Here is a 2,574-nt window from a genome sequence, read left to right as displayed (position 1 = left end):
ATGATAGATAAAAGCACTGCTTCATTACGTGAAGCCCTCTCCCAAATCAAAGACGGCTCCACCATCATGATTGGTGGTTTCGGTACCGCAGGACAGCCCGCTGAACTGATCGATGGTCTCATCGAACTCGGGATTAAAGATCTCATTATTGTCAACAACAATGCCGGTAATGGCGATTATGGTTTAGCGAAACTGCTTAAAGCAGGCGCAGTCCGTAAAATCATCTGTTCTTTCCCTCGTCAATCCGACTCCTATGTATTCGATGAAATTTATCGTGCCGGTAAAATTGAACTCGAACTGGTGCCGCAAGGTAACCTCGCGTGTCGTATTCAAGCCGCAGGCATGGGCTTAGGTCCCATTTACACCCCAACTGGTTTTGGTACGTTATTGGCCGAAGGCAAACCCACTCTCAACTATGAAGGCAAAGATTTTGTGTTGGAAAATCCAATCAAAGCCGATTTTGCACTGATTAAAGCCCATCAAGGCGATCGTTGGGGGAACTTGGTCTATAACAAATCTGCACGTAACTTTGGCCCGATCATGGCCATGGCCGCGGATGTCACCATTGCACAAGTATCGGAAGTGGTTGAACTGGGTGCTTTAGACCCAGAACACATCATCACCCCCGGTATTTTTGTCCAGCACGTGGTGGCTGTCGGCAAAAAACAACTTGAACAATCTGCTTAAGACGTGAGGATTTAACCATGAGCTATACCAAACTATCCCGCGATCAAATTGCAGAGCGTGTGGCGCAAGATATTCCAGATGGGGCCTATGTCAATTTAGGCATTGGTTTACCGACCAAGATTTCCAACTATTTACCCTCAGACAAAGATGTGTTCTTACATTCTGAAAATGGCTTATTGGCCTTTGGTCCACCCCCTGCCAAAGGTGAAGAAGATCCAGAACTAATCAATGCTGGTAAAGAATTCGTCACCTTGCTACAAGGCGGTTCTTATTTCCATCATGGCGATTCCTTCGCGATGATGCGTGGTGGGCATTTGGATATTTGTGTACTGGGCGCTTTTCAAGTGGCTGAAAATGGTGATTTGGCCAATTGGCATACCGGTGCCCCCGATGCGATTCCTGCGGTCGGCGGTGCCATGGATTTAGCGGTGGGTTCGAAAAAAGTTTTTGTCACCACAGATCATGTGACCAAAAAAGGCGAACCAAAAATTGTGGCTGAGTTGGCGTATCCCGCGACTGGGTTAAAGTGTGTCGATCGTATTTATACGGATCTGTGTGTGATTGATGTTACACCTGAAGGGATGAAAGTCATTGAAAAAGTCGCAGGGCTCTCTTTTGAAGAATTGCAAGCGGTCACGGGTGCCAAACTGATTGATGCCACTGCAACTCACGCTTAAGTCTTAAAGTATTCTGGAAGATCACTGTAATGAAAAATGCTTATATTATCGATGCCATTCGTACCCCTTTTGGTCGTTATGCGGGGGGCTTAGCCCCAGTACGTACCGATGACTTGGGTGCTGTACCCATTAAAGCCCTGATGCAACGTAATCCCGCTGTGAACTGGGAATTGGTGGATGATGTGATTTACGGCTGTGCGAATCAAGCCGGTGAAGACAACCGTAATGTGGGTCGTATGTCGGCTTTACTCGCAGGTGTCCCGTATCAAGTGCCTGCAACCACAGTCAATCGTCTGTGTGGGTCATCCCTCGATGCTGTAGCGATGGCAGCACGTGCCATTAAAGCGGGTGAAGCAGATCTGATTATTGCCGGTGGTGTGGAAAGCATGAGTCGTGCGCCATTGGTGATGGGTAAATCTGAAGGTGCGTATGGCCGTGCTCAGAAACTTGAAGACACCACCATGGGCTGGCGTTTTATCAATCCGAAGTTAAAAGAGATGTATGGCGTCGAGACCATGCCACAAACGGCTGAGAATGTGGCAACACAGTTCAACATCAACCGTGCTGATCAAGATCAGTTTGCCTTAAGTAGTCAACAACGCACCGCAGCTGCTCAAGCGCGTGGTTTCTTCGATAAAGAAATCATTCCTGTGACGATTCCACAGCGTAAAGGTGAGCCTGTGGTCATCACTCAAGATGAACATCCACGTGCCACCACGATTGAAGCGTTAACCAAATTGAAATCTGTGGTGAAAGCGGAAGGTTCTGTAACGGCAGGCAATGCTTCAGGGATTAATGATGGTGCAGCTGCATTACTGATTGCATCGGATGATGCGATTGAAAAGTATGGCTTGAAAGCGCGTGCCAAAATTATTGGTGCAACGACTGTGGGCGTTGAACCACGGATTATGGGCTTTGCACCTGCACCTGCAATCAAGAAGTTATTGGCACAAACCGGTTTAACGCTTGAGCAGATGGATGTGATTGAGCTGAATGAAGCATTTGCAGCACAAGCATTGGCTGTCACGCGTGACCTCGGTTTGGCTGATGGTGCAGAGCATGTTAATCCGAATGGGGGTGCAATTGCGTTAGGTCATCCACTGGGTGCCTCGGGTGCGCGTTTGGTCACCACGGCATTGAATCAGTTGGAGGCAACGGGTGGAACTTACGCCTTGTGTTCGATGTGTATCGGGGTCGGTCAAGGCATCGC

Annotated in this window: 3 protein-coding genes; all 3 read left to right on the top strand. The window is 48.3% G+C overall.

Annotated features, from left to right (window positions below; translation table 11 throughout):
• Entirely contained in the window at positions 1 to 687 is a 687-nt protein-coding gene (locus GA0116959_RS14120) for a 3-oxoacid CoA-transferase subunit A (RefSeq protein ID WP_053577882.1), read from the top strand.
• Between the two features lie 17 nt (positions 688 to 704).
• Positions 705 to 1,364, top strand: a complete 660-nt coding sequence (locus GA0116959_RS14115; RefSeq protein ID WP_053577881.1) for a 3-oxoacid CoA-transferase subunit B — start codon at positions 705 to 707, stop codon at positions 1,362 to 1,364.
• A 29-nt stretch (positions 1,365 to 1,393) separates the two neighbouring features.
• Positions 1,394 to 2,574 (top strand): 3-oxoadipyl-CoA thiolase (gene pcaF / locus GA0116959_RS14110; protein ID WP_092721204.1); only part of this gene is annotated, 1,181 nt, incomplete at its 3' end.

It is taken from the genome of Acinetobacter albensis (genome assembly GCF_900095025.1).
In the GTDB taxonomy this organism is placed as follows: Bacteria; Pseudomonadota; Gammaproteobacteria; order Pseudomonadales; family Moraxellaceae; genus Acinetobacter; species Acinetobacter albensis.
Note: the sequence above shows the minus strand (reverse complement) of the source record. Positions and strands in the feature narration are given on the sequence as shown.